This is a genomic window from Candidatus Binatia bacterium, from assembly GCA_036382395.1.
Taxonomy (GTDB): Bacteria; Desulfobacterota; Binatia; order HRBIN30; family HRBIN30; genus JAGDMS01.
Genome location: DASVHW010000086.1, coordinates 1 through 21,303, shown reverse-complemented (window position 1 = coordinate 21,303; position 21,303 = coordinate 1). Strand labels below are relative to the sequence as shown.

At 64.1% G+C, this 21,303-nt stretch carries 16 protein-coding genes; 6 read left to right on the top strand and 10 right to left on the bottom strand.

Going from position 1 to position 21,303, the window contains the following annotated elements; translation table 11 throughout:
* On the bottom strand, nucleotides 1-426 hold a 426-nt coding region (locus VF515_04360; protein ID HEX7406869.1), incomplete at its 3' end, for an aldo/keto reductase.
* Nucleotides 427-557: 131 nt separating this feature from the next.
* Here VF515_04360 and VF515_04355 point away from each other — a divergent pair.
* A complete protein-coding gene (locus VF515_04355; protein HEX7406868.1) occupies nucleotides 558-1,577 on the top strand; it encodes an LLM class flavin-dependent oxidoreductase in 1,020 nt (339 codons plus the stop codon).
* Between the two features lie 120 nt (nucleotides 1,578-1,697).
* Nucleotides 1,698-3,605: a 1,4-alpha-glucan branching protein GlgB gene (gene glgB, locus VF515_04350; GenBank protein ID HEX7406867.1), complete on the top strand. Its 1,908-nt coding sequence runs from the start codon at nucleotides 1,698-1,700 to the stop codon at nucleotides 3,603-3,605.
* 9 nt (nucleotides 3,606-3,614) lie between these two features.
* Here the strand turns inward: glgB and msrB are convergent, their stop codons facing one another.
* The 3 genes from msrB to VF515_04335 all read right to left on the bottom strand — a co-directional run bounded on the left by msrB (nucleotide 3,615) and on the right by VF515_04335 (nucleotide 6,496).
* Nucleotides 3,615-4,013 carry a peptide-methionine (R)-S-oxide reductase MsrB gene (gene msrB / locus VF515_04345; GenBank protein ID HEX7406866.1) on the bottom strand — a complete coding sequence of 133 codons (399 nt, stop codon included), beginning with the start codon at nucleotides 4,011-4,013 and terminating at the stop codon, nucleotides 3,615-3,617.
* Nucleotides 4,014-4,218: 205 nt separating this feature from the next.
* Nucleotides 4,219-5,370 carry a deoxyguanosinetriphosphate triphosphohydrolase gene (locus VF515_04340; GenBank protein HEX7406865.1) on the bottom strand — a complete coding sequence of 384 codons (1,152 nt, stop codon included), beginning with the start codon at nucleotides 5,368-5,370 and terminating at the stop codon, nucleotides 4,219-4,221.
* Nucleotides 5,371-5,590: 220 nt separating this feature from the next.
* On the bottom strand, nucleotides 5,591-6,496 hold the full coding sequence (locus VF515_04335; GenBank protein ID HEX7406864.1) for a radical SAM protein: 906 nt from the start codon (nucleotides 6,494-6,496) through the stop codon (nucleotides 5,591-5,593).
* 126 nt (nucleotides 6,497-6,622) lie between these two features.
* On the opposite strand from VF515_04335, the gene VF515_04330 reads away from it, so the two are divergent.
* Together VF515_04330 and VF515_04325 are read left to right on the top strand one after the other, a co-directional pair.
* Nucleotides 6,623-6,880 carry a type II toxin-antitoxin system Phd/YefM family antitoxin gene (locus tag VF515_04330; GenBank protein ID HEX7406863.1) on the top strand — a complete coding sequence of 86 codons (258 nt, stop codon included), beginning with the start codon at nucleotides 6,623-6,625 and terminating at the stop codon, nucleotides 6,878-6,880.
* Nucleotides 6,877-7,272 (top strand): type II toxin-antitoxin system VapC family toxin, encoded by a 396-nt coding sequence (locus VF515_04325; GenBank protein ID HEX7406862.1) that lies wholly within the window; start codon nucleotides 6,877-6,879, stop codon nucleotides 7,270-7,272. Before VF515_04330 ends, VF515_04325 begins: the two co-directional genes overlap by 4 nt.
* A 307-nt stretch (nucleotides 7,273-7,579) precedes the next feature.
* Here VF515_04325 and VF515_04320 read toward each other — a convergent pair whose 3' ends face one another.
* The 5 genes from VF515_04320 to VF515_04300 all read right to left on the bottom strand — a co-directional run bounded on the left by VF515_04320 (nucleotide 7,580) and on the right by VF515_04300 (nucleotide 18,136).
* Nucleotides 7,580-10,348 carry a molybdopterin-dependent oxidoreductase gene (locus VF515_04320; protein HEX7406861.1) on the bottom strand — a complete coding sequence of 923 codons (2,769 nt, stop codon included), beginning with the start codon at nucleotides 10,346-10,348 and terminating at the stop codon, nucleotides 7,580-7,582.
* Between the two features lie 39 nt (nucleotides 10,349-10,387).
* Nucleotides 10,388-11,422 (bottom strand): prolipoprotein diacylglyceryl transferase family protein, encoded by a 1,035-nt coding sequence (locus tag VF515_04315; GenBank protein ID HEX7406860.1) that lies wholly within the window; start codon nucleotides 11,420-11,422, stop codon nucleotides 10,388-10,390.
* A complete protein-coding gene (locus tag VF515_04310) occupies nucleotides 11,419-14,187 on the bottom strand; it encodes a molybdopterin-dependent oxidoreductase (protein HEX7406859.1) in 2,769 nt (922 codons plus the stop codon). Before VF515_04310 ends, VF515_04315 begins: the two co-directional genes overlap by 4 nt.
* Nucleotides 14,188-14,255: 68 nt before the next feature.
* Nucleotides 14,256-15,293 (bottom strand): 4Fe-4S dicluster domain-containing protein, encoded by a 1,038-nt coding sequence (locus VF515_04305; GenBank protein ID HEX7406858.1) that lies wholly within the window; start codon nucleotides 15,291-15,293, stop codon nucleotides 14,256-14,258.
* Nucleotides 15,294-15,355: 62 nt separating this feature from the next.
* Complete coding sequence (locus tag VF515_04300) at nucleotides 15,356-18,136, bottom strand: molybdopterin-dependent oxidoreductase (GenBank protein HEX7406857.1); 2,781 nt, start codon at nucleotides 18,134-18,136, stop codon at nucleotides 15,356-15,358.
* 274 nt (nucleotides 18,137-18,410) lie between these two features.
* Here VF515_04300 and VF515_04295 point away from each other — a divergent pair, with 274 nt between their 5' ends.
* A complete protein-coding gene (locus tag VF515_04295) occupies nucleotides 18,411-19,334 on the top strand; it encodes a hypothetical protein (GenBank protein ID HEX7406856.1) in 924 nt (307 codons plus the stop codon).
* A gap of 24 nt (nucleotides 19,335-19,358) precedes the next feature.
* Nucleotides 19,359-19,898, top strand: a complete 540-nt coding sequence (locus VF515_04290; protein HEX7406855.1) for a PAS domain-containing protein — start codon at nucleotides 19,359-19,361, stop codon at nucleotides 19,896-19,898.
* Here the strand turns inward: VF515_04290 and VF515_04285 are convergent.
* Nucleotides 19,855-21,138: a tetratricopeptide repeat protein gene (locus tag VF515_04285; protein ID HEX7406854.1), complete on the bottom strand. Its 1,284-nt coding sequence runs from the start codon at nucleotides 21,136-21,138 to the stop codon at nucleotides 19,855-19,857. The genes VF515_04290 and VF515_04285 overlap by 44 nt on opposite strands.
* Nucleotides 21,139-21,303 lie beyond the last annotated feature (165 nt).

The window sequence follows — 21,303 nt, the reverse complement described above, 5'->3', positions numbered from 1 at the left end:
GGCCATGGCCTGGTGTGAGCGCAAACTGATCGGGCCGTGAATCTGGTACAGGTGCAGCCATGGGAGCCGCAGCCGCTGCAGCGAGGCACGCAGCGACGCCATCAGTGCCGACGAGAGCGCGAGTTTCCATGGAAAAGGGATGAACTTGGTTGCCACAACGACGCGCGGGCCGTTCTCACGGTCCTCATCCAGCAGCCGCCCGATGATACGCTCGCTCTCGCCGTGGCCGTATCCTTCGGCCGTATCGAGGAAGCTAACCCCTGCCGCGACCGACCGGGCGTACGCCTGACGGATCGTCTCCAGGTTGTAGCTACGGTCGTACCCGTTCATTCCCCAGGTGGACTTGTCGCCCCAGGCCCACGTGCCCAGCCCCATCACCGGCAGCTCGACGTCGCACCCCGGCAGCCGGATTCGTGGCTCCTCCAAGGAGACTTGATTGCTCGAGTGTGGCATGCCGTGAAGCTACCACATCCCTTCTCCACGTTCAGCCGGACTCGCGAGCAACGCGGATCGCGGCACAGCTTCCCACTGCGATGTTTCTCCGCTAGACGTAACGCATGAATCTCGGAAACCTCGCTCTCAGCCTTCCTGTCCCGCCGAATGTCCCGGCCTGTCTCGAGTGGGCGCAGCGCGTCGAATCTCTCGGTTACGAAAGTGTATGGATCGCCGACGCCGGCGGACCGGATCCCTTTGTGTTGGCCGGCGCCGTGGCGCAGGTCACCAAAAGGATGCGGATTGGCATTGCGGTCTCGCCCGTGTACATCCGCACGCCCGCAACCATCGCCGCCGCGGCAGCCACCGTGGCCCAGCTGGCGCCGGGCCGCTTCATTCTCGGCTTGGGAGCGTCCAGCCACGCCATTGTCGAGAACTGGCATGGCGTCCCGTTCCGTAAGCCGCTGACGCGCGTGCGGGAGACGGTCACGATCGTCCGTTCGATGCTGGCGGGAGAAAAGCTCAAGTTCGAGGGCAAGACACTGCGCACCCAGGGATTCCGTCTGATGGCGCCGCCGCCGAGTCCGGTGCCCATCTATGTGGGCGCCCTGCGCCCGGCGATGCTCGAGCTTGCAGGTGAGGTCGGCGACGGCGTGGCCGTAAACTTGTTTCCGGCCGCGGCGCTACCGAAGATGCTCGAACACGTTGCCACCGGTGCGCGCCGCGCCGGCAAGGACGCACGACAGTTCGAGGTGGTCTGCCGCCACCAGGTGCTGGTCACCGATGACAAGAACGGGGCGCGTGAGTTGTTTCGCGCCGGACTCACCGGGTATTTCGCTACGCCGGTCTACAACAAGTTCGCGGCCTGGTACGGCTTCGAAGAGGAAGCGGCGCTCATCGCGGAAGGATTCCGCACGGGCAACCGTGAGCTGACACGCAAAGGGATGACGGATCGGTTTGTGGACAGCATTTCCATTTTCGGCTCATTGGAGGAATGCCGCGAGCGCATCGCCGCTTACGTCGCGGCTGGCGTCACCACCAGCATCATCAGTCCGCTCGGCTTCGACGCCGATGCGATCGGCCGCACCCTCGAAGGTCTGGCGCCCAGGCCTGGGGTCGATGTGGGTGAGGCGGTGTTGAGGTGACGCTCCACTTCTGATTCCTCGGACTGCCTGATTCATCCCGACCCTTGCGCACGCGCCGGGGTACCCGTAACATCTCAGCCTCGATGTCGTGACCAGGGCTCCGCACGGAGGCAGCGCACTGTGACCACGCCTTTTTTGACCGATTTCGATCTCCACCTTCTGGCGGAAGGGACGCACTACCGCACCTACAACAAGCTCGGCGCGCACCTGGCGGAATTGGACGGGCAGCCGGGAACCCACTTTGCGGTGTGGGCCCCAAACGCGCGCGAGGTCTCGGTCATCGGTGACTTCAACGCGTGGCGGCCCGGGACTCATCCGATGACTTTCCGGCCTCAGGCTGGGGTGTGGGAATGCTTCATCCCCGGGGTTGGAAAAGGAGCCTTGTACAAGTACTTCATCCGCTCACGACACCACGGTTACGAGGCCGAAAAGGCCGACCCGTATGCCTTCGCCAGCGAGATTCGTCCGGCGAGTGCCTCCAAAGTCTGGGACCTCTCCGGCTACGCGTGGGGGGATCAGGCCTGGATGTCTACCCGCGGCAAGACCCAAGCCTTGGACGCGCCCGTGGCGATTTACGAAGTCCACCTCGGGTCGTGGCGGCGCCTGCCGGAAGAAGACAACCGCTGGCTCAGCTATCGCGAGGTGGCACCCGTGTTGGCGAAGTATGTGCACGACATGGGGTACACGCACGTGGAGTTTCTGCCGCTGTGCGAGCACCCATTCGACGGCTCCTGGGGCTACCAAACCATCGGCTACTTCGCCCCCACCAGCCGCTTCGGCACACCGCAGGATTTGATGTTCCTCATCGACACCCTGCATCAATACGGCATCGGCGTGATCATGGATTGGGTGCCGGCGCACTTTCCCCGGGACGGCCACGGGCTCGGGTACTTCGACGGAACGCACCTCTACGAGCATGAGGATCCGCGCCTGGGCGAGCAGCAGGAATGGGGAACCTACGTGTTCAACTACGGCCGCGTCGAGGTCAGCAATTTCCTGCTCAGCAATGCCCTCTTCTGGTTCGACAAGTATCACCTCGACGGCCTGCGCGTGGATGCGGTCGCCTCGATGCTCTACCTCGATTACGCGCGCCAGCCGGGCCAGTGGATTCCGAACCGCTACGGCGGCCATGAAAACCTTGAAGCCGCGGACTTCGTGCGCCGTTTCAACGAGCAGGTGTATGCCGAGTATCCGGACATTCTCACCATCGCGGAGGAATCCACGGCGTGGTCAATGGTCTCACGGCCCACCTACCTCGGGGGCTTGGGTTTTGGACTGAAGTGGGACATGGGTTGGATGCACGATACGTTGGTCTACTTCAGCCACGATCCCGTGCATCGCAAGTACCATCACGGGGAGCTTACTTTCCGGATGCTCTACGCCTTCACGGAGAACTTCGTTCTCCCGCTCTCGCATGACGAGGTGGTGCACGGGAAGGGCTCCCTGCTCGGCAGGATGCCGGGCGACGACTGGCAGAAGTTCGCCAACGCGCGCCTGCTGCTCGGCTACATGAACATGCAGCCCGGCAAGAAGCTCCTGTTCATGGGAGGCGAGGTGGGGCAGTGGCACGAGTGGAATCACGACGAGAGTGTGGACTGGCACCTGCTACAGTACGCGCCGCATCAGGGCCTGCAGCGCTGGGTGCGCGACCTCAACACGGCGTATCGTGGAGAGCCCGCCCTGCACCAGCTCGATTGCGAGCCCGGCGGCTTTGAATGGATCGACTGCAACGATGCCGACACGGGGGTGTTCAGCTTCCTGCGCCGCGCGCGAGCCCACGACGACGTGCTGCTGATCGCCTGCAACTTCACCCCGGTGCCCCGCTACAAGTATCTGGTCGGCGTCCCCTGGGGTGGATACTGGACAGAAATCCTCAACAGCGATGCAGCATTGTACGGCGGCAGTGACCTGGGCAACGCGGGTGGCGCCGAGGCGGCACCAACCTCGACGCATGGGCGCAGCCATACCCTGACCATAACGCTGCCGCCTTTAGCGATGGTGGTCTTCCGGGCCCCCCGGCAATCCTGACCGGCCAGCTTACTTCGCCGGCTGGAAATCCAGACACACCGAGTTCATGCAGTACCGCAGACCGGTGGGTGCTGGACCGTCATTGAACACGTGACCGAGATGCGAGCCGCACACCGCGCAGCGGACCTCGGTACGCCGCATGAAGAGGCTGGAATCATCTTCGGTTTGGATATTCTCTTTGTTGCCGGGTTCCCAGAAACTGGGCCAGCCGGTGCCGGAGTCGAACTTGGCATCGGAGCTGAACAGCTCGGCACCGCAGACGGAACAGCGGTAGATGCCCTTTTCATGGTTGTCCGAATACTTGCCGGTAAACGCCCGCTCCGTCCCCTTCTGCCGGCATACGGCAAACTGCTCGGGGGTGAGCACCTTGCGCCACTCTTCTTCTGACTTGATGACCTTCTGTCCCATCGGCTTGCCCTCCACCGCCGGGGGCTGAGCAATGGTACCGCCTCCGCTGTAAGCCGCGGTAACGCCGGCCGCAAACAGCACGGCGCCGAGAACCATCCGTCGCCAACGGCCCGTGTCCATCGCATTCTCCCGTAGGCTTGAATCTGCTCAAGAACGTTAACCGCCGTGCAGGCGTCATGCAAGCGCCCTACGCAGGCGCGCAGGTTCACGTGCGTTCGTCGGGATCGAAGAGTTTACGGTGTTCGTCGAAGGCAAAGCGATCGGTCATGCCGGCGATGTAGTCCGCAATGACCCGGGCGCAATCCTCGCCGGCCTTCCAGCGGGCGGCGATGTGCGTCGGCAACTGTGCCGGTTCGTCCATGTACGCATGGAACAAGTCGGCCATGACCTTCTGCGCCTTCACCGCCATGCGCATGACGCGGTAATGGCGGTACAGGTTTTCCATCAGGAAGGCCTTCAGCTCGACACGCTGGGCTTCGGTGTCCGCGCTGAAGCGGGCGATGGGCTTGGCATACTCCCGGATGGCATCGACGTTCGCCAGCTTCAGCTCCCGCAGACGTGTCGAAACGGTTTCGATGAGGTCGGTGACGAAATGATCGATCAGGGCGCGTTGCACCTGGTAGCGCCAGATGCGGAAACCCGCCTGCGGATACTGCGCCGACACGCGACCGAAAGTCTCGCGCCAGAGCGTGACCTGCTGCAACTGCTCTCGCGTCAACAAGCCGGACTTCAACCCGTCATCGATGTCGTGGGTGTTGTAGGCGATCTCGTCGGCGTAATCGACGATCTGCGCCTCCAGACACGGCGCCTGGCCCGGAGCGAAGGACTGCGCCAGCGGACGATCATACGGCGGCGAATGCTTGGCGATGCCCTCGCGCACCTCCCAAGAAAGATTCAGTCCCGAAAAGGTGGGATAGCGCTCCTCCAGGACATCCACGATCCGCAAACTTTGCCGGTTGTGTTCGAACCCGCCGTACTCGGCCATCAACTGATTCAACACGCGCTCGCCGGCATGGCCGAAGGGCGTGTGGCCCAGGTCGTGCGAGAGCGCCACGGCTTCGGCGAGGTCCTCGTTGAGGCGCAGCGCCCGGGCAACGGTGCGGGTGATTTGCGCCGTCTCCATCGTGTGAGTCAGGCGTGTGCGGTAGTAATCGCCTTCGTGGTTGACGAACACCTGGGTCTTGTACTCCAGGCGCCGGAACGCCGTGGAATGGATGATCCTGTCTCGGTCACGCTGAAACACCAGCCGCAAGCGGTGTTCCGGCTCCGCATGCACGCGGCCGCGGCTGTCGCAGCTGTGCATGGCATACGGCGCCAGCGTCGTCTGTTCCAGCTCCTCGAAATCCCGGCGTTCCATGGCGTGACTATATTCGCCGTCCCAGCGCGAGCGCAAACATGTAGGGGCGACCGGCTGGTCGCCCTTCCGGTGCGGAATCACCCAGGGCGCCTCCCATCATTAAAAACGCACCGTCTTGCTGCCGCAGGCTAATCGCCGCGGGCCAACGGGCGTAGGGACGACCGGCCGGTCGCCCCTACAACACGTTATCGGAACACACGACCGGCTGGTTGCTCCTACGTCACGCAAATTGCGCCGGTAATTCGCCGATGCCGAGCTTTGCGGCCAGGCTGAAAACCACCCAGGCGCCACAGCGCTCGCAGTCGACGTCGTTGCCGTAGCAGCAGAAGGGCGTGATGAACCGGTCCCCGTCCATCCACAGGGGCAAGACATTCGCCTGCGACGGGCAGGCGGCGATGACCCGTGCGACGTACGGCGGCAGCATGAGTTCCAGGCTGCGGGCGGAGTTGCGGACAAACCCAGGGTAACGCGCCTTCAACCGCATCACCTCACGCACCGCAAGCGCACGCTCGTCGTTGGTTGCCCAGGCATCACCGCTCACGTCGTGCGCGCGCGGCACGTAGAAAGAGAACGTCATCCAGGCGGCCCGCGTTGCTCGCACCGCTTCGACCAGTTCCTCCAAGCGGTCCTGGTTACGCTTGGTCACGACACACTGCACCTGAACGGGGCAGGTGAAATCAGCCGGCAACCGAGACAGTGTGCGCAGCACCCTGCGGTATGTCCCCTGCCCTCGCAGCGCGTCGTTGATATCCTCGGGTCCGTCGAGACTCACGACATAGAGCACGTCGGGACCCAGGTCCACCAGCGGCACGGTGCCGTTGGTCGTAACCGTGTTGCGGGCGAACAACCGAACGCCCTGCTCCAGCAGTCGGTGCCGGAGCAGCGGCTCGCCTCCCATCCAGAGCATGGTCGCGATCCCGTGGCGATCGCGCAGTCCAGTGAGAGTCTCGATGATGGCCGCGTCGCTCATCTCGTCGCGCACCGAGGCTGGCGACTCGTTCGGATTGCCGTCGCGGTAGATGAAGCAGTGGGCGCAGGACAAGTTGCAACGATTGGTGATGTTCACCATCGCAGCAGGGTAACGCGCATCGTCGCGGTAGTGCCCGGTCAGTTCGGCGTGAATCATCAGTAGACAATTGGCTACTCCGCCGCGGCCCGAAACGCAACGGCTCTGGTGCCGACAGTCTCGTAGGGGCGACAGGGTGTGATTCGCGTGGTTGACGGACTGGAAGTGGTCACGTAAAGTGGTCACATGCGAGCCTTCAAGATCTCGGAGTTCAAGGCCAAGTGTCTGGCCATCGTCGACCAGGTCGATCGCACGGGGGAACCGGTCACCATCCTCAAGCGTGGGCGCGCTGTGGCCCGACTGGTGCCGGCGGCCAGTGGCGATCGCTATCCGCAAGACTCCCTGGCGGGTACCGTGGAGATCCTTGGTGACGTGGTGTCGCCCGTGCTGCCCGAGCGGGCGTGGGAGGCGCTGCGACCGGCCCGACGGCGGACACGGCGGTGAAGTTCGTTCTCGACACGCACGTCTTGCTCTGGTGGTTCGAGCGAGACTCATTGCCCGCGGCCTACCGTCGCATCATGCGTCGCGCCACGGCAACCCAGCCGCTGTGGGTATCGGATATCACGTTGTGGGAAATCGCCACGCTGCTCACGCTCGGCCGAATCCGTCTCAGCTTGCCGCTCCGGGACTGGCTTGACCGAGCCACCGCTGCCCCCTTGGTGATGCGCCACGGCATCTCGCCGGCAGTGGCTGCGGAAGTCGCCAGCTTGCCGTCCACATTCCACCGCGACCCTGCCGACCGTATTATCGTCGCCACGACGCGTGTGCTTGGGGCCACCCTGCTCACCGCGGATCAGCGCATCGTCACGTCTGGCTTGGTGCCGACAGTCTCGTAGGGGCGACCGGCCGGTCGCCCTCCGGACTTGACGCGCTGCTCGAGGCCGCCATTCACCCACCTGATCGGCCTCCACCCTGACCCTCCTCCGTGGCCGGAATTGGCCACAGAGGAGGGGACCTATGCGCGAGCGATCGTATGGCGACGCGAATGCAAACGCTGCGGATTCTGCGCCTGCCGCGCATAACCCCGACCGCCGCCTTCAGGTTCCCTCCTCCGTAAACATCTCCGTGAACGGAGGAGGGCTAGGGTGGAGGCGCGACGGAGCGGGCGCTGTCTGCCGGCCGGTCGCCCCTCCAGACCCGCGATCACCCCATCTTCACCACATCCACCCGCACGGCGCGGTCAGCTGGTATAGGCTGCCACGAGGTTGGGCGGTACGTCAGATGCCCGTAGCCTCCCGCAAAGCCGAGATGCTTCACGTGGCCGGGCTCGACGTCGGCCTGGCCGTACCAGTTCTTGTGCATGAACGGCTCGAAGCCGTTGTAGACGATCACCTGGCCCGGCCGGCAGGCCGGCGTGATCTTCGCCTGCACGATGAATTCGCCCACGTCGCTGGTGAGCTTTACCTGATCACCATTGGTGATAGCGAGACTGACCGCGTCCTTGTCGTTGATGAAGACGAACGGCTCGCCGCGGTGGGTGTTGAGCAGGTTGCGGTTGGTCATGTTCATCGAGTGGATCGACCAGCGGTTGTGACCGCTGGTCATCTGGAAGCGGCGGTTGGGCCCGCCGTGCGGTGGCGTGTCCTTGTGGGTCGGCAGCTCCTCTCCGGCCTCGAGGAACCACTCGTGATCGATGTAGAACTGGGCCCGGCGAACAAGCGTGGCGTACGGGACCTTGTCCTCGGTGTGCCAGCGTAACGGGTTGTGCACTTCGTCCGCCTTGATGGTCGAGGCCTGCGACTCCCCGTGACCCGCAAGGCCCCAGCCTACCCAGCGCACGTACCCTTTCTCGCGCAGCGTTTCGAGAGTCGTGCCCTCGGGCAAAATACCGTAGACCGCGTTGTCCCGCACGGACTCATCGTAAAAGCGCTCCTCGTCGCGCAGCTCGCCGTTGAGCGTGTACTTTGCCACCATGCCGACCAGCGAGCGAGGTGTCCCCTTGCGATCGGTGAACTCCGTCATGCCGCGGGCCGCGGCGCGCCGTTCGATCGCCTCCAGAATCATGATGCCGATGTCATGCTCGCAGCGCGCCTCTCCCGGAGGCGGCACGGCGCGGTCGGCCAGCACCCAGTTCAGGTGGTGCACCGACGGCATGCTCATGTGGACCTTCTCGTAGTGCTGCGCGGCCGGCAAAATGTAGTCGGAGTACATGCCGGTGGTGTTGAGGCGAAAGTCCACCGACACAATCAGCTTGAGTTTTGGCCAGAGATGTTCGAGGAGCAACTTCTGTCCGCCTCGCTGGCGGCGCAACATGTTGCCGCCCGCCTCGAACAGCACCCGCGGCTCGACCTCTTGATACACCCGCGAGCAGTGCGGACCAAACCAGCCTTTCTCCATGGCCTCGTTCACGTACTCGTCGAAGCTACGCTTCATTGACGGGTCGTTGTTGTTGGGATCGTTCCAGCGGTCCTTGTAACCGTACTGGTAGTACCAGAGGAACGCCGGCGGGATCATGGCGCCGAAGCCGCCCAGCTCGGGGTTCATCGCCGAGATGTGGTTGGTGATCATCTCCAGGGTGCGGGTCGGATCGTCCATGGTGAGCATGCGCCGCATGAGGGTGCGCGCCTGATGCGCCATGCGCGCGGCCTCCTGCCCCGCCACGCCTTTGTCCGACATGAACGCCATGCCATCCCAGCCCGCCGCGGCCCACGAACGCGTGCCCGTGCCCTTCTTACCCCAGTTACCTGTCAGGGCGAGGAGCAACGCCATCGAGCGCTCCATCAGATCGCCGTGGTAATACTTACCCGAATTCCAGCCGATGAAGATCTTGGTCTTGCGTGTGGCGACCTTACGGGCGAGCTTGCGGATGTTGTCCGGGTGGATGTCGCAGATCTTGCCAGCCTCCTCCGGCGTGTAGTTGTCCAGGTGCCGCCGCAGCCGCTCGAACACCGGCTCGACCTCGACCATATTCCCGTCCTTGAGCATCACGCTATAGGTCCCTTCGAGCGCGGGGTTCACGCCGGTGGATGCCAACGTGTGGCGTGGGGCGGGCGTCACGACGCCGGAGTGGCCGTCGGCCCAGAAGAACTGCTCGTCGCGATCGTCGTCGGCGAGATCCGTGCCGCGCAGGAATCGGCCGGTGTCCTTGCGGACGAGCAGCGGCAGATCCGTCTGCTCCTGCACGAACTGCTTGTTGTAGAGGCCGCCGTCGATGATCACCTTGCACATCGACAGGGCCAGCGCCGCGTCGCTGCCGATGCGGACCGGCAAGTGGTAGTCGGCGTGAATGGCCGAGGGGCTGTAATCCGGCGCAATCGTGACGACCTCACCGCCGTTGTACCGCGACTCGGCCACGTAGTGGTACCAATGGATATTGGTGTACACCGGGTTGGCGTGCCAGATCAGCGTAAGCTCCGCGAGAAACCAGTCGTCCATCGAGGAGACCGGATTGTACAGGCCAAACGTGAGGTGGAAGCCGGGGCTGAAGTCCTGGAACTCGGCGTTGCCGTCGGTCGTCGGCGTGCCGAGGGCGTCGCTGAAGAGCCGGGCGGCGCTGGCGGCAAACTCCGGCGTCATCAGCGTGATGATCGACTCGGGGCCTTGGTCCTTGATGGCGTCGAGCATCCCGTCGGCGATATCGTTCAGCGCCTCGTCCCAGGAGACGGGTTTGAACTTGCCCTCGCCGCGTTCACCGACGCGCTTCAGCGGCTGTGTAACCCGGTCGGGAGCATGCAGGAGATCGCTCCAGCACGCGCCTTTCTGGCAGCCCATGGGGTTCATGTCAGGCACACCGGCCTCGATCGGGGTGAACACGCCCGCCTGCTCCTCGCGGATGACCTTGCCGTCCTTCGCATACACCCGCCACGGACAGCCGCCCGGATAGCAATCGACCGAGTGGCTCCCCCAGGTGACGTTGTCCCACGTCCACTTCTTTCGATACGTGTCGGCCCACTGCCCCTTAATCTGTGACATGTCGTTTACCTCCCGTGAACTGTTCCATGACGCTATTGCTCAGTCGTGCGTTGTTGCACGCCGCGCCACGATCGACGCTCGCCGCGTGCGCTTGCGATGCGCGGTGGAAACGCGAACCGGCTCCCACGCGCCGACACGACCCCGGTGCAACGAGAAGCCGACGAAGATCAGAAGGCACGCAGGGACGACTGCGGGCAGGAGCCACGGAACCGCGGCGCGCGCCGCTGTCCAAGAAATAGCCGGGGTCACCTGTGCGGCGTGATGGAGCACGGGCCAGGCTATGACCCCGACTCCCGCCAACGCCAGCGACAGCAGGTGATTGAGCGAGAGCATCCCGCGAACAATCCGGCCATCGTTGTTCCGCAAAAATTCAATCGCAAACCGCCCGAGGCCGTACAGGATCATCGCCAGCGCCGCCGGAACACCGCGCGGCGCACCTGTCACCGCCGCCGCATTGGTGATGACCACAATGCCGATGCCAAGCACGGCTTCGTAGAACGCCGCCGGGTGCAAGCGCACGTGTTGGAGGCCGCCGACGCGCACGGCCTTCGCCGACGGGTTGCGGTAGGTGATTGCCAGGCGGAGGCTGGTGGGCTGACCGAAACAACACCCATACGACAGGCAGCCGAGCCGCCCGAGGACGTGACCCAGCGGCAGCGAGCGCGCCAGCGCATCCAAGAGAACGAGCGCGCTGAACCCGGAGACGGGCGCAAACAGCCCGAGGACGATGAAGATGCCGAGAATCCCACCCCACGAGATGAACACCGGACGGCGCAGCGCCGCGCGCGGGTTTGCAAGCAGCAGGCGGTAGTCGAACAGCTGCGCCAGGAGCCAGGAACCCGCCACTACCACCAGGCTCCCACTCAAGGTGAAGAGAGCGAACAGCTCGGGCGCCAGTCCCTGACCAAGCAGGATCACGCCCAGCCAGACCAGCGTGACGAAGGCGCCGAGGGCGGCGAACAGGCCGAAGGTGACGAATACCAGATCGCCGTAGCGAAACAGCACGACGCGGCGGCCCAGGCCATCGAGAGCCGCGCTGAGGAGGTCGAGACCCCCGTGCACCAAAGCCTTCACTGCACCTTCTCCATGTCCACGCGCACGGCGCGGTCGGTGGGTACGGGTTGCCACGAGAACACCCGGTACGTGAGGTGGCCGTAGCCCGCCGCAAGACCGAGCCACTTCATCTGGCCGGGCTCGAGGTCCGCCTGGCCGTACCATCCCTCGTGCATGAACGGCTCAAATCCGTTGTAAACGATCACCTGGCCGGGACGGCAAGCGGCGGTCAGCTTGGCCTGGATCAGCATCGCCCCGACGTCGCTCACCAGCCGCACCCGCTCGCCGTTGGCGATGCCGAGGTCCCGCGCGTCGTGGTCGTTGATGAAAACGAACGGTTCGCCGCGGTGCGTGTTCAGCAGCGTGGCGTTCGTCATGTTCATCGAGTGGATGCTCCAGCGGTTGTGACCGCTGGTCATTTGGAAGCGCCGCTGCGGCCCGCCGTGTCCGGGCGACTCCTTGTGGAGCGGCAGCGCCTCGCCCGCTTCGAGAAACCAGTCGTGATCGATGTAGAACTGGGCCCGGCGCGTCAGGGTGTCGTAGGGAACCTTCTCCTCCGTGTGCCAGCGCAGAGGATTGTGCACCTCGTCCGGCCGCAACGTGGACGCCTGAGAAATGCCGTGGCCGACCATGCCCCAGCCTGAAAACCGCACCGCGCCCTTGTCACGCAAGGTGGCGAGGGTGGTCCCTTCGGGCAGCACACCATAGATCACGTTGTCACGCACCGCCTCGTCAAAATGCGCTTCCTCGTCGCGTACGGCACCGCCGATCGTGGCGGCGGCCACCATGCCTAGCAAGCTCCGGGTGGTGCCGCTCGCATCAGTAAAGTCGGCCATGCCGCGCGCGGCGGCACGCTCCTCGATCTTTTCGAGCAGACGCACGCCGATCTCGTAATCCGACAGCGCCTCTCCGGCCGGCGCGACCGCACGATCGGCGAGCACGAAGTTGAGGTGGTGCACGGAAGGCATGCTGTGCTGGATCTTCTCACCATGCTGGGCGGCGGGCAGGATGTAGTCGGAGTACAGTCCCGTCGTGTTGATCCGGCAGTCGACGGAGACAATCATCTTCAGCTTCGGCCAGACGTGTTCGAGCAGAAGATTCTGTCCACCACGCTGGCGGCGTAGCAGATTGCCGCCGGATTCGAACAGCACCCGCGGCTCCACCTTCTGGTAGAGCGCCGGCAGACTCCCGTTCCACCAGCCCTTCTCGGCTGCCTCGCTGAGGTAGGCGTCGAAGCCGCGCTGCATCGACGGGTCGTGGTTGTCGCGGTTGTTCCAGCGATCCTTGTAGCCGTACTGGTAGTACCAGAGGAACGCCGGCGAGATGGTGCGGCCCATGCCGCCGAGCTCGCCCGCCATTTCGGCGGCGCGGTTTTGCGCCATCTCCACGGTCATCGTCGGGTCCGCCGCGCTCAGCATGCGGCGCATCTGCGTCACGCCCGCTATGAATCGCTGCGCCGCCTCCTGCCCCGGCGCGCCTTTGCGCGACATGAAGGCCTGCCCGTCCAGCCCGACCACGGCCCACGAACGCAGCCCGGTCCCCTTCTTGCCCCAATTCCCAGTGACAGCGAGGAGCAGCGCCATGGCACGCTCCATCAAGTCGCCGTGATAGGATTTGCCGGAATTGCAGCCGACGAAGATCTTCGTCTTGCGCGTGACGACCTTGCGCGCGAGTTGCCGGATGTTGTCCGGATGGATCTCGCAGATCTTGCCCGCCTTCTCCGGCGTGTAGTCGTCGAGCTGCCGCCTGAGTCGCTGGAACACCGGCTCGACTTCGACCGCGACGCCATCCTTCAGCGTCACCGTGAAGGTACCTTCGAGCCCGGGATCCACGCCGGTGGTGGCCAGCGTGCCGCGCGGGGCCGGCGTGAGCACGTTGGTCAGCGTATCCCACCAGAAGAACTGATCGTCACGGTCGCCGTCGGCGACGTCGCCGCCGCGCAGGAAACGGCCGGTGTCGGTACGGACCAGCAGCGGCAAATCGGTTTGTTCCTGCACGAACCGCTTGTCGTAGATCCCGGCATCGATGATGACTTTGCACATCGACAGCGCCAGCGCGGCGTCGGTGCCAATGCGGATGGGTTGGTGATAGTCGGCGTGGATGGCGGAGGGGCTATAGTCCGGCGCGATGGTCACCACCTCACCGCCGTTGTACCTGGACTCGGCCAGGTAGTGATACATCGTGATGTAGGTGTAGACCGGGTTGGCGTGCCAGATGAGCGTCAGCTCGGCGCCAAACCAATCGTCCATCGAGGCCACGGGGTTGAAGAGTCCGAAGGTGAGGTGGAAGCCCGGGCTGAAGTCGTGGAACTCGGCGCTGCCATCCGTCGTCGCGGTTCCGAGGTAGTTGGCGAACAGGCGGGCGGGGGCTGCGCCCATTTCCGGCGTCATGGGAACGATGATCGATTCCGGTCCCTGTTCGGCAATCGCATCGAGCATGGCGTCGGCGATATCGCTCAGTGCCGTATCCCAGGACACGGGCTCGAACTTGCCCTCGCCCCGTTTGCCGGTGCGTTTCAGCGGGTGTGTCACGCGGTCGGGAGCGGAGAGAAGCTGCACCCAGCAGGCGCCCTTCTGACAACCCATCGGGTTCATGTCGGGAACGCCGGGCTCGATCTGCGGGAGCGTTCCCGCCGCTTCCTCACGGACGATCTTTCCGTCCTTGACGAACACGTGCAGCGGGCACCCGCCCGGATAGCAGTCGACGTTGTGACTGCCCCAGGCAACCCGATCCCAAGTCCACTTCCGCCGATACACATCGGCCCACGCGCCGCCGAGTTCGCCCATATCAACACCCGTGTGCCGGCATTGCAGGGTTGGCGCTTCGCGGGCGCCTCCCCTGCCTTAGCGCCGGCTCACTTCCAGACGATCTCTGCCGGGTCGCGGGTGAGGTGGCCGAGGGCGTCCGTCCAGCGATACAGGATCAGCGCATCCATGACTTCCGACCCCTGTCCGCGGCGCTTCTTGTCCAGCTCCGTGCGCAGCACGTCGAGTGCCCCGTGCACTTGGGGCCCGAACAGCGACTCCAGGTACGACGGTGGAATACGACTGCCGCCCTCGTCGAAACTGCCATCCGGACGCAACGGTGCCGGGGCCAGCGGTGGCACGTAGTAGACGTTCGGGTGTGTGCCCGACTCGGGGTGCAGCGGCAGCGCCACCTTCCATTTCTCGACGAACTTGTGGACCGCGCTGCCTTGGTCGTCAAGGAAGCCGATGAACGCTGCCCGTCCGGGACACTGCCGCACGCACGCCGGGGCCACGCCCTGCTCGAGCCGCGGGAAGCAGCCGATGCAGTGTTGGCTGACGTTGCGCGTCGCGTTGAAATAAATCTTCTTGTACGGGCAGGCACGCCGGCACTGCTGCACACCCTTGCACTTCTCCTCGTCACGCAGGACCAGCCCGTCCTCCTCGCGTTTGAACAGCGCGTCATTGGGACACGCCTCCAGGCAGGCGGGCTCGGTGCAGTGGTTGCAGAGCCGCGGCAGATAGAAATAGTAGGCATTGGGGAATTCGCCGCCGCCTTCGTCTTCGTCCCAGTTCATGCCCCAGCTCTTGCTGCCGGAAATCTTATGCAGGTGTACCTTCCGGCCTTTGCCACCACGCAGCACCTCGTCGTAGTTGAAGTCCCACCCACCGCCGACCTCTTCATCGGTGGGGATCTTCCCAAGATTGAGCTTGCCCTTGGCGTCGTAGCCGCCGCCCATCTTTTCCCAATCGCGCGGTGTGCCGCGGCCGGGTTGGGTGTTCACCGTCATCCACCACATCTGTTCCGTGCCCGGGTCTTGCTGCGGCCACAGGACCTTGCATGCCACCGAGCAGGTCTGACAGCCGATGCACTTGTTCAGGTCAAACACCCACGCCAGTTGTCGTTTCGATTTCGTGATCTGTCCCATGGTAAGCCGTCCTTTCGTCTGACCTGTAGGGGCGACCGGCCGGTCGCCCCTACGATGCGCCATCACCCAATCTTTTGAATGTCCACCCGCACGGCGCGATCCGCAGGGATCGGCTGCCAGGCGAACATGCGGTACTTCAACTGTCCGTAATTCCCCACCAGGCCGAGATGCTTGACGTGGCCGGGCTCGAGGTCCGCCTGGCCGTACCAGTTCTCGTGCATGTAGGGCTCGAAGCCGTTGTAGACGATGACCTGGCCCGGCCGGCAAGCGGGGGTGACCTTGGTAGCGATGATCATCTCGCCAACATCGTTCACCAGCTTCACTTTCTCGCCGTTACCGAGGCCGAGGCTGGCAGCGTCCTTGTCGTTGATGAACACGAACGGCTCACCGCGGTGTGTGTTGAGGATGATGTTGTTGGTCATGTTCATCGAATGAATGCTCCAGCGGTTGTGCCCGCTGGTCATCTCGAATCGACGGTTGCGGCCGCCCTGCGGCGGCGGTTCCTTGTGGGTAGGGAGCCCTTCTCCCGCCTCCAGGAACCACTCGTGGTCGATGTAGTACTGCGCCCGCCGCACCAGGGTGTCGTACGGCACCTTGTCTTCGGTGTGCCAGCGCAGGGGATTGTGCACCTCGTCCGGCCGGAGGGTCGACCCCTGCGAGATGCCGTGACCGATCATCCCCCAGCCGGTGAAGCGGATGGCGCCCTTCTCGCGCAGCGTCTGGAGCGTGGTTCCTTTCGGCAGGACGCCGTAGACGCTGAGGTCGCGCACTGACTCGTCAAAGCGTGCGTCTTCGTCGCGGACAGCGCCATTGAGCGTCGCGCGGGCGACGATATCGATGAGGCTTCGTGGGTTGCCTTTGCGATCGACGTATTCGGTGAAGTTGCGGGCTTTGGCACGCTCCTCGAGCTTCTCCATCAACCGTAAGCCGATCTCCGCATCGGGCAGCGCCTCACCGACGGGTTTGGCGGCGCGATCACAGAGCACGTAGTTGAGGTGGTGCACGGAGGGCATGCTGTTGGCGAGCTTTTCGTAGTGCTGCGCCGCGGGCAGAACATAATCGGAGTACAGCCCGGTTGTGGTCATGCGATAGTCGATGGAGACGATCATCTTGAGCTTGGGCCACAGGTGTTCGAGGAGCAGCTTCTGGCCACCTCGTTGCCGTCGCAGCAGGTTGCCGCCAGCCTCGATGATCACGCGCGGCTCGGTCTCCTGGTAGGTTTTCGTATAGCTCTGGTCCCACCAGCCCTTGTCAACCGCCTCGGTGAGGTACTCGTCAAACGTACGCTTCATCGTCGCGTCGTTGTTCTCGGGATTGTTCCAGCGCTCTTTGTAACCGTACTGGTAGTACCACAGGAACGCCGGCGGAATCATGTTCCCCAAGCCGCCCAGCTCCGAGGCCATCTGCGCCCCGCGGTTTTGCATCATTTCCGGCGTCAGCGTCGGGTCGTCCATCGCCAGCATGCGCCGCATGGCGATCATGTTGGCGATCAGTTTCTGCGCCGCAGCCTGCCCGGCGCCCTCCTTGCGATGCATCAACGCGAAGCCATCCATGGCCATGATGGCCCACGAACGCGTCCCGGTTCCTTTCTTTCCCCAGTTGCCGGTGAGGCCAAGGAGCAAGGCCATGGCGCGTTCCATCAGGTCGCCGTGGTAATACTTCCCCGAGTTCCAGCCGATGAAGATCTTGGTCTTGCGGGTAGCCACCTTGCGCGCCAGCTTACGGATGTTGTCCGGGTGCAGCTGGCAGATGGCGCCGGCTTTTTCGGGCGTGTAGTTCTCGAGGTGCCGCTTCAGCAGCTCGAACACCGGCTCGACGGCGACCTCGTTTCCATTCGCCAGTGTGACCGTGAAACTGCCCTCGAGGGCGGGATCGACTCCGGTCGTTGCCAGCGTGCCTCGCGGAGCGGGCGTGAGGGTGTTGGTCAACGTGTCCCACCAGAAAAATTGGTCTTCCCGGTCCATGTCGTTGATTTCGTTGCCGCGCAGGAAGCGGCCGGTGTCCTTGCGGACCAGCAGCGGCATATCGGTCTGCTCCTGCACAAACTGCTTGTTGTAGAGGCCGGCGTCGACGATCACCTTGCACATGCCCAACGCCAATGCGGCATCGGTCCCGATACGCACCGGCATGTGGTAGTCGGCGTGGATGGCGGAGGGGCTGTAGTCCGGCGCGATGGTGACGATCTCGCCGCCGTTGTACCGCGACTCCGCGACGTAGTGGTACCAGTGGATGTTGGTGTAGACGGGATTGGAGTGCCAGATGAGCGTGAGTTCCGCGAGGAACCAGTCGTCCATCGAAGAGGTCGGGTTAAACAGCCCCCACGTGATGTGGTAGCCGGGGCTGAAATCCTGGAACTCGGCATTCCCGTCAGTCATCGGTGTACCGAGGAGCTGGCTGAACAAACGCGCCGGCGCGGCGCCCGGCTCCGGCGTGAGCAAAGTGAGCACCGACTCCGCCCCCTGATCCTGGATTGCATCGAGGACCGCATCGGCAACGTCGGTGAGCGCTTCGTCCCAGGAGACAGGCTTGAACTTGCCCTCGCCGCGTTCCCCGACACGCTTGAGCGGCTGCGTGACGCGATCGGGCGAGTAGTGGCAATGGCTCCAACTCGCGCCCTTCTGGCATCCCATAGGGTTCATGTCGGGGATGCCGGCCTCGATCGGCGTGAGCATCGCGGCTTGCTCCTCGCGGAGGATCTTCCCGTCCTTGCTGTACACGCGCCACGGGCATCCGCCTGGGTAACAATCGACCGCATGGCTTCCCCAAGTGACCTTGTCCCAAGTCCATTTCTGACGATAGGCATCGGCCCATTTCCCTTGGATCTGCTTTGTCTTGTGCCCCACGTTAACCTCCTTCTTTCCGCCCTCGTACCTCGCGCCCTAACCCAGCATCGGCCACTCGGCGGCGGCTGATTCATACCTGCTCCACACCAAACTAATATGACCAGTGTCATCAAAGCGCCAAGCAATTGCCTACCTACTAGTCGGACGGGACCGGCGGTCGCCCAGCCATCTCGTTTCCCAGAATCTCTTGGCGTGCGTGCTCGCCCACCGGCATTTGTACCCCCGTCGGGCTTGCTCGCGGCGCTCAGCACGCGTAGAAGGTGGCCTCGCCCACATGGACGCCGCCCACCACGTTGTCGCCTTTTGCGATTCGCCCGCGCTGCGCGAAACATTGAGCGTGCTTCTGGAACACGAGTGTGAGCTCCGCTTCCTCGCTCCGGACGACGTTGTGGTCAACGACACGATATGTGCGGATCTCGCCGTCGTTGCGATGCACCGCCCCACCAATGTGCTGCACGACCTGACGCGACGCTGGCCGTCGCTGCCGATCATCGCCGTGGCAGGGGCCGCTCCGCGCACCGCGACAGAGCCAGGGGTCGCAAGCGTTCCGCTCGATCCTAGGGCGATTCGGACGGCGGTGCTGCAACGCTTACCGGACGAGCGGCACACCTCCCTGCGCGCCTCCGCGGGCTTGGTGGCCCAAACGCTGCAGACCGAACTCACCTATTCGTTTGCCGCGCTGCGTTCTCTTTCAGCCCTCGATGCCCGCGGTACTGCTGCCGACACGCTGGCGGCATTTGTCGCAATCCTGCACGAGCAGAGCTATGTGATCGGCGAAGCCATCGATCATTTGGACCGCTTCCAAAGGCGTCCGGAGGCGGTGGAAACCGCTCCGCAGTTCGCCGCCGCGCTCTGTCAGGCACTCGAACAGTCTGACTGTCTCGCGGCAGAGCGGGGTCCGCTGTGCGCATGCACCATCGACCGAACCGCTCTCAGCGCGGCCGGCCCCGTAACGCTCGCTCCAGAGATTGCCGCCTTCCTGCGCTTCCACCTCCGACGCCGGTCCGACTCCCCGATCGCCAAGGTGCACGCCACGGCGCGCGGCGTGGTCCTCACATACACACCACGACCCCTGGCCGATCCGGCTACCGCTTCCTGGCCGTTGGTTCTCGCCGCGTTGGCATTGCGGCCATGGTCGTGGCATGTCTTGGGTGCAACCAACGGCCCCGAAGAAACCGTTGTTGTCCGCCCGGTGTGAGCTGCCCACGGAGAGGAAAGAGCCATGATCGCACTTTGGACTTGGTTGATGGCGGGTGCGGCGCTGCTCGCCGGTACTGAATTTCTGGTACTTCAGCGCTACCGACGTCTCCTGACCCTAGACCCGCGGCGACGCCGTGCCTTCGTGCAGTACGCCCGCGGCGACGTCCGGAAAAACCCGCCACCCATGCCGGCTCAGACACCCCCGCCACCACCGGCGCCAGCACAGACGGGGGAAGCCATCTTGTGTCTTGATTCGGAGGGCCGTTGCACCGCCGCCAATCCGGCGGCGCGGGAACTCCTGACGCGGACGTCCGGAGAAATCGCACTCAGCGATTTTCTGGGCGGCGGTACCGCCGAAGCTTCCATGCTGTTGGGGTCGTTGGCGCGCCAGGGAGTCATCGAGCGGTATGCATCAGCTCCCGCCGGTCTGTCCCCTGCCCCTTTTCACATCAAGGCAGTTGCGTTGCGTGATCGCGACAACAATTTCTGGGGGGCGGCACTCTTCATCCGCCAGGCCGCTACGGCCCGGGCGGGATCTCGGTCAAGACCGTTTCCGCGGTGATCTTCCAGCCCGCGCCTTCCCGTTGCCAGCGGATGGCCTTGACGTCGTGCGACACCGTTGTCCCCGAGCGGTACCGTTGCTCGAACGTGGTGATGGCCATCGTGCCGTCGATAATGAAGATGCTTGGCCCCTCGATCTGCACGGAGATGTTGCCACTCTGTTCCAACAGAGTACGCTTACGCTCGCGCCAATGGGCTCGATCGGGCCCAACGAACGCATCGCTGTAGTAGCCGACATAGTCGTCAAACGCCTTCTGCTCCCACGCCGAACGCCAGCCCTGAAGCGTCTGCTTGATCGCCGCGGCCGTACCCTCGTCTGCCGCCGCATCCCTCTTGGAGGTACCCACCACGATCCAGCTGGTCCGCCATGGTGCAACCTTCGCCCTGAGCGAGGCGAAATCCTCTTGGCTCAACCAGATCACGTCGCCTGGGGCGGCGGCATGCCCCGGAGCTATCTTGAGCCGCCGCTGCCCGGTTTCATCCACCAAGCGAATTCTCTCTCGTTCATTCGCCGCGACCATCAGCCACCGCGGCCACGCCTTCACGTGTGACGCCGTGATGGGGTAGCATCCGCCGGCAACGATCGCCTCCGCGGTCCGGGTGTAGACGCACACGCGCCGTTCCACGGTATCGATGGCGCACGCCGTCGCCCCCTGCGGCTCCAGCGCCACAATGCCCAGAGACACCGACTTTTGTTCTGCCTCCACTGCCAGTTGGGGAGTGGCGGCAATTACAGGCTTCGTAGCGCTCCCCTTCCCATTCACCGGAGTTGCAATGTTCTCAGCAGCAGCTCCTGCCGCCGTCGACGTCGGTTGTACGGGAGCCGTTGATGTCGGTTGCACCGGAGGCGTCGAGGTCTTCCCTGCGCGCTCAGGCGTCGACGTCGGTTGCACTTGCGCCGGGGCCTTCTCCACTCGTTCGGCCAAGAGAGCTTCGACGCGCCGCAAATTCATCTTGGCTCGTTCATACTCGGGCCGCAGTTGCACGGCCCGTCGCAGCTGCTCCGTGGCTTCGGCAAGCCGCCCCTGTTCGACCTCGACCACGGCCAGGTTGTTACGTGCCTCGGGGCAATCCGGCTCCGACTCGATCAGTGCTGTGAACGAGGCGCTGGCTGCCGGAAGATCGTCGCGCGCTAGCGCCTCCAGCCCTGCGGTGAATGTGGCACGACCTTCCGGACGACATTGAGTCTCCGCGCCCGACATCGTCCAAAGGAGCGCAATGGCAAGCCAGATGCGAATCATGAGCCCCTCACTGCTCGGTCTGTGGCGATAATCGCCACCGCAATCGCCACCCTCGCCTTCCGGGCGCGTAAAAGCGTCACACCGGTCCCCATGCAAACGGTGAACAAAGCAATCGCGCACGCCGGTATGAATAATTGCGACGTGGGAGTCATTGCGGAAACACCG

Excerpts from the sequence above, each read along its gene's own strand:
- VF515_04355 (HEX7406868.1), top strand. The coding sequence starts at position 558 with ATGAATCTCGGAAACCTCGCTCTCAGCCTTCCTGTCCCGCCGAATGTC.
- msrB (HEX7406866.1), bottom strand. The coding sequence starts at position 4,013 with ATGGGACAGAAGGTCATCAAGTCAGAAGAAGAGTGGCGCAAGGTGCTC.
- VF515_04340 (HEX7406865.1), bottom strand. The coding sequence starts at position 5,370 with ATGGAACGCCGGGATTTCGAGGAGCTGGAACAGACGACGCTGGCGCCG.
- VF515_04335 (HEX7406864.1), bottom strand. The coding sequence starts at position 6,496 with ATGATTCACGCCGAACTGACCGGGCACTACCGCGACGATGCGCGTTAC.
- VF515_04330 (HEX7406863.1), top strand. The coding sequence starts at position 6,623 with ATGCGAGCCTTCAAGATCTCGGAGTTCAAGGCCAAGTGTCTGGCCATC.
- VF515_04320 (HEX7406861.1), bottom strand. The coding sequence starts at position 10,348 with ATGTCACAGATTAAGGGGCAGTGGGCCGACACGTATCGAAAGAAGTGG.
- VF515_04310 (HEX7406859.1), bottom strand. The coding sequence starts at position 14,187 with ATGGGCGAACTCGGCGGCGCGTGGGCCGATGTGTATCGGCGGAAGTGG.
- VF515_04305 (HEX7406858.1), bottom strand. The coding sequence starts at position 15,293 with ATGGGACAGATCACGAAATCGAAACGACAACTGGCGTGGGTGTTTGAC.
- VF515_04295 (HEX7406856.1), top strand. The coding sequence starts at position 18,411 with ATGGACGCCGCCCACCACGTTGTCGCCTTTTGCGATTCGCCCGCGCTG.
- VF515_04290 (HEX7406855.1), top strand. The coding sequence starts at position 19,359 with ATGATCGCACTTTGGACTTGGTTGATGGCGGGTGCGGCGCTGCTCGCC.
- VF515_04285 (HEX7406854.1), bottom strand. The coding sequence starts at position 21,138 with ATGATTCGCATCTGGCTTGCCATTGCGCTCCTTTGGACGATGTCGGGC.